Here is a 7226-nt window from a genome sequence, read left to right on the forward strand (position 1 = left end):
GACTTCAAGTGTGGCTACTAAGCGAGTTATACCGAAAAAAAACACCAAGTCAATTTGACTTGGTGTTTTGAACTTTGATTCTGAGCTTAATTAAGCAGCTACTTTCTCATTGAAAAAGTCTTTAAGTCCTGCGCTAGTTGGCTTCATACCTTTAGAACCTTCGTTCCAGTTTGCTGGGCAAACTTCACCGTTGTTCTCAAAGAATTGAAGAGCTTTAACCATTCTTACTGCTTCATCTACATTACGTCCAAGAGGTAAGTTGTTTACAACTTGATGTTGTACAACGCCTTTTTTGTCGATAAGGAAAAGACCACGGTAAGAAATACCAGCTCCTTCAACTTCAACATCATAATCACGAGTGATTTGTTTGTTAAAGTCAGAAACTACTGTGTAGTTCACGCCTTGAATTCCACCTTGTGACTTTGGTGTGTTTAACCAAGCATGGTGTGCAAATTTAGAATCAACACTAACGCCGATTACTTCTGTGTTAAGTGATTCAAACTCAGCTAATTTATCTTGGAATGCGTGTAACTCTGTTGGACAAACAAAAGTAAAATCAAGTGGATAAAAGAAAAGTACTACATACTTCTTGCCTTTAAAATCACTTAGACTTACTGATTTGAACTCGGAACCGTTGACTACTGCATCTGCTGTAAAATCTGGAGCATTTCTGCCTACTAAAACTGCCATAATTATTTTCCTCCTTAAGGATTAATCTAATACATTGTTAATTATAGAAAAATATATAGATTAAAGTCCAGTCCAAAGGGGCTATTTAATCATATGCTAATATTGTGCATACATAATGTTCCAAAAAAACCAACTATTCAACAGCAACATTAACAAGGTAGAAGCTCTTTCGACCCCGCTTGCTATGAGAGAGGCCTTACCCCTTCCTGATGCAGTTGCAGAGATGATCATCAAAGCTCGTCAAGATGTCAGAGATATCATGTGGCACAGGGATGACAGGTTGCTTGCAATTGTTGGTCCTTGTTCTATTCATGACACTGAGCAGGCGCTTGAATATGCGCGTCGTTTGGTTAAATTGCGCGAAGAAGTCAAGGACACAATCAATATTGTGATGCGTGTCTATTTTGAAAAGCCGCGTACTGTGCTTGGTTGGAAGGGATTGATCTATGATCCGCATATCGATGACAGTTTTGATATGCTCACGGGTTTGCAAAAAGCTCGTAAATTATTGATTGAAATTAATACAATGGGATTGCCCTGTGCAACTGAGATGCTTGATCCAATGGTACCGCAGTACATTGCTGATTTAGTTTCATGGACTGCTATTGGCGCGCGCACTACGGAGTCACAAACTCATAGACAAATGGCATCTGGTTTATCCATGCCAGTTGGTTTCAAAAATTCTACCAATGGAGATTTTACTGTTGCAATTAACGCAGCACAGGCAGCAAGAAAAACTCAAAGTTTTTTGGGGATTAGCCAAGATGAGGGCAGGGTTTGTATTTTTCATACCAATGGTAACCCTGACACTCACCTGATTTTGCGTGGTGGTAGTGATGGTCCAAATTATTCTGCTGAGCATGTGGTGATGGCAGAAGCAGTACTTGAGAAAGCTGGTATGACCAAGTCAATTATGATTGACTGTAACCATGCTAATTCTGATAAAGATCCTTATAAGCAACCTGCAATTTTGAAAAATCTTGTTCAGCAAAAACAAGAAGGAAACAAATCTATTATTGGTTTTATGGTTGAAAGTCATATCAATGGCGGCAACCAAAGTATTACTAAAGATTTATCTGAACTTAAGCATGGTGTTTCAATTACTGATGCTTGTCTTGATTGGGAAGCTACGGAGAAGATGTTGAGAGATGCTGCTAAGAACCTATCTTGAAAACCCAATAACCGTTTATGTCTTACGGGACTTCTGTTCCGATACCTGATTAACTAGGTTTTCCATCCTCCCTGAACCTTATTGACTACAGCCGTCGGCAGGCACGCCTTCTAAAATGCAAACACAAACCACTATCTCCAAAATAATTCTTGCAGAGCCGCGAGGTTTTTGTGCTGGCGTTAACCGTGCAATAGAAATCGTTGACATCGCTTTGCGTTTGTATGGCACGCCACTTTATGTCAGGCACGAAATAGTACACAACCATCATGTGGTTAATGATTTTAAAAACCGTGGAGTGATTTTTGTAGAGTTGCTTGATGAGGTCCCTGATAATTCTCGATTGATCTTTTCTGCGCATGGCACTAGCCCAGAGGTTCTGGAGCGTGCACGTAAACGAGGCTTGGAGTTTATCGATGCTGTTTGTCCTCTTGTAACTAAAGTACATTTGGAAATTGCCAAGGCAATTAAAGCCGGCTCAAAAGTAATTTATATCGGACACAAAGGGCATCAAGAAGTGCTTGGTGCAATGGGCTATGCAGAAACAGATGGTGATATTTCTCTTGTTGAGACAGTAGACGATGTTGAGGCTTTGATCCCTGCACTTAAAGATAGTTCTTTGGTCGTTGCAACGCAGACTACACTCTCGCTTGATGATACTGCAAGAGTAGTCGCCAAGCTCAAGGAGAGCTTTGCTGATATTGAATTCCCTAAGTCAGATGATATTTGTTATGCAACTCAAAACCGCCAGGATGCTGTCAAGGAGCTAGCTAAAGTTGCCGATTATATTTTGATTATTGGCAGTCAAAACTCATCTAATACTTTGCGCCTGCTTGAGCTTGCACGCAAACTTGGTAAGCAAGCAGAGCTTGTGCCAAATCCTGATGAGTTTAAACCCGGTCCAGAACTTGAAGGCAAGGTGGTTGGCATTAGTTCTGGTGCGTCGGCGCCAGAGTTTTTGGTTGAGACCCTGGTTAAGAAACTCGGTGCTGCGCAAGTAGAAGTGCTTAAGTATAAAGAAGAGCACATAGAATTCCCTCTACCAAGGGAATTGCGCGCAATTAGCTAAATCCCTGGACGATACGCTTTAAGTCTTTTGTCGATTGCTTTGGCGTTTGCTCCAAGCATGTCAGAGAGTAAAGTCCAGAATCTTGACGAGTGATTTTTTTCTACAGTGTGCGCGAGTTCGTGCAGTAAAACATAGTCTATTAATTCATCAGGTAGTTTCATAAGATGCATGCAGAGATTGATATTGTTGTCATGAGTGCAGCTGCCCCAGCGGGTTCTGGTGTTACGAATAGAGATTTGATTGTATTTTAAACCATGTTGATTTGCTAATTGCTTGAGGCGTATTGGTAAGTAGTTATGTGCTTCGCGTCTAAGAGCAGCTTCTATTGCAGTTGTGATTACTGCTTCTAAATCCCTATCCCCTATTCCCTTTTCTCCATTCCCGTCCTGTGGGTAATATACCTTGATCTTCGTCGGACTTAATCTATAAGTAGCTTTGGTAATATCACAGGGAATGAGTTCTAGTTCTCTAGATTTAGTTTTGAATTCCAAGTCGTCGTTAAGTTTGAGTTGTTTGCTTTTACTAATTAACAGTTGCTCTTTAACCCAAGCTCGTTTTTCATTTAAAAATCGAAGACCATCATCAAATTTGACATGATAGGGCATAGAGATTGCGACTTTGCCATTTTCAACTATTCTGATTTTGAGATACTTGCCGCGTTTATATTTAGAGAGTTTGATCTCACCAAGTTCCTTGTCTTCAATGGTTTTTGTTGAAGTCATCTAATTATATTAACCTAGGTTTGTTATGGGTTTTATGCATTAGGTTGCCGCGTCGCCTACGCTCCTCGCAATGACGATTTTTGTTTAATTATTAAACTTGAACTCAATCACATCGCCATCTTGCACTACGTATTCCTTGCCTTCTTGACGGGCTTTGCCGACTTCGCGTGCTTTAGGGCGAGAACCGATTACAACAAAATCATCATAGCTAATGGTTTCAGCTTTAATAAAACCTTTCTCAAAATCACCATGAATGACACCAGCAGCTTGAGGTGCTTTGTCACCAACGTGAATAGTCCAAGCTCTTACTTCTTTAACACCAGCAGTAAAGTAAGTGCGCAAGCCAAGCAATTCATAGCTTCTTTGAATTAATTTACTAAGACCGGTTTCATGCACACCAAGCTCTTCAAGGAATTCTTTTTTCTCAGCATCAGTCATGCCAACCAATTGTTCTTCTGCTGCTGCTGAGATAACTACGACACCTGCGTTTTCGGTTTTGGCATAAGCATCTAATTTAGCAACGTAATTATTTGTGCCTGCTGCCATATCGGCTTCTGGTATATTAGCGGCATAGACAATTTCTTTAAGAGTAAGCAAGCCATAAGACTTAATTGCCAATTTTTCTTCTTCGCTCAAGTCAACTGTGCGAGCTGCTTTGCCTTCTTCAAGTACAGGCAGGATTTTTTCTAAAGCGTCATACATCACCTTGGCTTCCTTGTCTTGCCCTCTCACCTTTTTGATGAGCTTGTCCATGGATTTTTGTACTTGTTCAAGATCAGAAAGAATCAGTTCGGTGTTGATAGTTTCAATGTCACTAAGCGGATCAACTTTGCCATCAACATGAATTACGTTCTCATCATCAAAACATCTCACGACATGCACTATCAAGTCACACTCGCGAATATTAGAAAGAAATTTGTTACCAAGTCCTTCACCTTGCGAGGCGCCTTTGACAAGACCAGCGATATCCATAAATTCAATGACGGCTGGCACTACTACATCGGTGCTCACAAATTTTTGCAGTACTTGCAAGCGCGAGTCAGGTACATTGACGATTGCAGAATTGGGTTCAATGGTACAAAAAGGATAATTAGCCGCTTCAGCAATATGATTATTGGATAATGCGTTAAAGAGTGTTGATTTTCCTACGTTTGGCAGGCCTACGATTCCGGATTTAAGCATTGTGGCATTATAACAGGCGAGCTTCCCCTGCTGCAGTCAATTCCGCCCTATGGTTTTTCTTACTCATCTCCGGGCAAGTTAGATTGATAATTTCACCGATATCACCGCTATTCATCGCTTTGCAAAAGAATTCTAGATTGATGACAGAATTACCGCTAGTCACCTTGATCATGTCACCTACTTGCACTAGTTTCTGGTGTCTCACCATATTGATTTTGATAGGACTGTTAGCTGGGATATTGCTTGTTGCTACTTTTTGTCTTAAGTTGCCTTGGAAATATAATTTCTCATCCATTTGTCTAATTGGGTAAGAGCTTTGATAGATATTATTGGGTTCAAGTTCTTGACCTCTACTGACAGCTTTACGTAGCATGTTGACAGATTTGTAAACCCAAATTTCTAGCTGAATTACAGCACTATCGATACGTTTACCACTAGCATCTTCTACGTAGGCGATGATAGTCTTGCGCGGACTTGGTGTATCGAAGACTAGTTTTTCAAATTTGATATCAGCATCAATTCTATTTCCCATATATGCCTTAAGCTCTCTTGTTGGCCCGATGATTTCGTATTTATATTGTTTTTTATCGATTTTTTGATTTAAATAATTTGTGAGTTTGACTTTTACTGGCATCCAAAAACTACCTGTTGCAAAATTATTGGGCTCTGCTTGAATGGGCAGTTGAATAGTCAATATTAGTAGCAGTAGGAGTTTGAGCATCTATATAATTTATACCCATGGATAGGAACCGTAGGTTCTCTATGCAACCCAATATTTCAGTTACGCTGAAATATTATTAGCTTGCTGCAACATCTCATCAGAGGCTTTAATCACATTGCTACTAGCTTCATAAGCTCTTTGTGCCGTGATCATGTTGACGATTTCTTCAACGACTTTGACATTACTACCTTCAAGAAAGCCTTGACGAATTCCACCAAAGTTGTCTTCTAATGCAGTACCTTGAATTGGTCTACCACTTGCCAAGCTCTGAACATATAAGTTGTCAGATTGCTCAACTAACCCAGCCGGATTAACGAAGCGCGCTAGTCTGATTGTGCCGACATTGTCGACTTGACTGAATTGACCTGAGCGAGCTACTTGTACAGTGCCTTCTTCATCGATAGTTATGTTTTGAACATTGTTTCCAAGGTTGATGTTTGGAAATAGCGAGTAACCCTTATTACTAACGACTTCACCTGATTGACCATCGATCTGGAAATTGCCATCACGAGTATAAGCAAGGGTACCGTTGGGCATTTGCACTTGAAAAAATCCATCACCTTCTATTGAAAGATCTAGTTGGTTGCCGGTATTGTTCAAACTACCCATTGCAAAAGATTTGTTAGTACTATCAAGTTGCACACCAAGTCCAACCTGAACTCCATTGGGAGTTACTTGTCCATTACTCAGAGTTGCGCCTGGAGCTTTAATCACTTGCGAGAACAAAGTGCTAAAGTGCGCCATTGATTTTTTGAAAGCAGTTGTGTTGATGTTGGCAAGGTTATGCGAAATCACATCTATATTAGTTTGCTGAGCTTGCATGCCCGTAGCGGCGGTTTGTAATGAACGATCCATAATTATCTTATCGGTTGTGGTGATGAGCTATTAACTAGGGAATTTGTATTAGTTACAGCCTTCTCAATAGGCTCGATGGGGGATTATTATCTGTAGATGTATCTAATGTCGTGTCTTTGCTAGAATTTCACGCTTAAAACAAGTTATACTAAAATGATGGAAAAAACAGTAGATTACGAAATAGCAGATATCAATTTAGCTGAGCTTGGCGCGCAGAGAATAGCTTGGGCAGCAAAAGAAATGCCAGTGCTTCTTAAGATAAGGGAGCGTTTTGCTAAGGAAAAACCACTTGCAGGAATTAATATGATTGCTTGCGCTCACGTAACTACTGAAACTGCCAATTTGGCAATCACGCTCAAGGCCGGTGGTGTTGATTGTGCGCTGATTGCATCAAATCCACTTTCAACTCAAGACGACGTTGCTGCTTGTTTAGTCAAAGATCATGGAATTTCGGTTTATGCAATGAAGGGCGAGTCGACCGAGACTTACCTCAAGCATGTTGAGATCGCACTTGACACAAAGCCACAAATTATTATGGATGACGGTAGTGATGTTGTTGCAACTATTATTCAAAAAAGACCAGAGCAATTGAAGGATTTGCTTGGTACTACTGAAGAAACTACTACTGGTATCGTCAGACTTAGAGCGATGGAAAGAGATGGTGTTTTGACTTTCCCTGCAATTGCAGTAAATGATTCTCAGACCAAACATCTTTTTGATAATCGTTATGGTACAGGCCAATCAACGCTCGACGGAATCATTCGCGCCACTAATGTTTTGCTTGCTGGTAAAAACGTAGTAGTTGTTGGTTACGGTTGG

8 protein-coding genes are annotated in these 7226 nt (G+C 40.5%); 3 read left to right on the top strand and 5 right to left on the bottom strand.

Going from position 1 to position 7226, the window contains the following annotated elements:
- Positions 1–90 precede the first annotated feature (90 nt).
- Positions 91–690 (bottom strand): peroxiredoxin, encoded by a 600-nt coding sequence (locus O3C63_09015; GenBank protein ID MDA0773068.1) that lies wholly within the window; start codon positions 688–690, stop codon positions 91–93.
- Between the two features lie 115 nt (positions 691–805).
- On the opposite strand from O3C63_09015, the gene O3C63_09020 reads away from it, so the two are divergent.
- Positions 806–1861: a 3-deoxy-7-phosphoheptulonate synthase gene (locus O3C63_09020; GenBank protein MDA0773069.1), complete on the top strand. Its 1056-nt coding sequence runs from the start codon at positions 806–808 to the stop codon at positions 1859–1861.
- 115 nt (positions 1862–1976) lie between these two features.
- On the top strand, positions 1977–2927 hold the full coding sequence (gene ispH / locus O3C63_09025; GenBank protein ID MDA0773070.1) for a 4-hydroxy-3-methylbut-2-enyl diphosphate reductase: 951 nt from the start codon (positions 1977–1979) through the stop codon (positions 2925–2927).
- Here the strand turns inward: ispH and O3C63_09030 are convergent.
- The 4 genes from O3C63_09030 to flgG form a co-directional block, all read right to left on the bottom strand.
- Positions 2924–3649: a SprT family zinc-dependent metalloprotease gene (locus tag O3C63_09030; GenBank protein ID MDA0773071.1), complete on the bottom strand. Its 726-nt coding sequence runs from the start codon at positions 3647–3649 to the stop codon at positions 2924–2926. The genes ispH and O3C63_09030 overlap by 4 nt on opposite strands.
- Before the next feature lie 84 nt (positions 3650–3733).
- Positions 3734–4831: a redox-regulated ATPase YchF gene (gene ychF / locus O3C63_09035; protein MDA0773072.1), complete on the bottom strand. Its 1098-nt coding sequence runs from the start codon at positions 4829–4831 to the stop codon at positions 3734–3736.
- A 7-nt stretch (positions 4832–4838) separates the two neighbouring features.
- Complete coding sequence (gene flgA, locus O3C63_09040; GenBank protein ID MDA0773073.1) at positions 4839–5552, bottom strand: flagellar basal body P-ring formation chaperone FlgA; 714 nt, start codon at positions 5550–5552, stop codon at positions 4839–4841.
- Between the two features lie 60 nt (positions 5553–5612).
- Positions 5613–6407, bottom strand: a complete 795-nt coding sequence (gene flgG, locus O3C63_09045) for a flagellar basal-body rod protein FlgG (protein ID MDA0773074.1) — start codon at positions 6405–6407, stop codon at positions 5613–5615.
- A gap of 153 nt (positions 6408–6560) precedes the next feature.
- On the opposite strand from flgG, the gene O3C63_09050 reads away from it, so the two are divergent.
- On the top strand, positions 6561–7226 hold a 666-nt coding region (locus tag O3C63_09050; protein ID MDA0773075.1), incomplete at its 3' end, for an adenosylhomocysteinase.

The organism is Cyanobacteriota bacterium (assembly GCA_027618255.1).
Taxonomy (GTDB): Bacteria; Cyanobacteriota; Vampirovibrionia; order LMEP-6097; family LMEP-6097; genus JABHOV01.

Bases quoted from the DNA above. Each gene is read 5' to 3' on its own strand.
- O3C63_09015 (MDA0773068.1), bottom strand. From the start codon at position 690: ATGGCAGTTTTAGTAGGCAGAAATGCTCCAGATTTTACAGCAGATGCA.
- O3C63_09030 (MDA0773071.1), bottom strand. From the start codon at position 3,649: ATGACTTCAACAAAAACCATTGAAGACAAGGAACTTGGTGAGATCAAA.
- flgG (MDA0773074.1), bottom strand. From the start codon at position 6,407: ATGGATCGTTCATTACAAACCGCCGCTACGGGCATGCAAGCTCAGCAA.
- flgA (MDA0773073.1), bottom strand. From the start codon at position 5,552: ATGCTCAAACTCCTACTGCTACTAATATTGACTATTCAACTGCCCATT.
- ychF (MDA0773072.1), bottom strand. From the start codon at position 4,831: ATGCTTAAATCCGGAATCGTAGGCCTGCCAAACGTAGGAAAATCAACA.
- O3C63_09020 (MDA0773069.1), top strand. From the start codon at position 806: ATGTTCCAAAAAAACCAACTATTCAACAGCAACATTAACAAGGTAGAA.
- ispH (MDA0773070.1), top strand. From the start codon at position 1,977: ATGCAAACACAAACCACTATCTCCAAAATAATTCTTGCAGAGCCGCGA.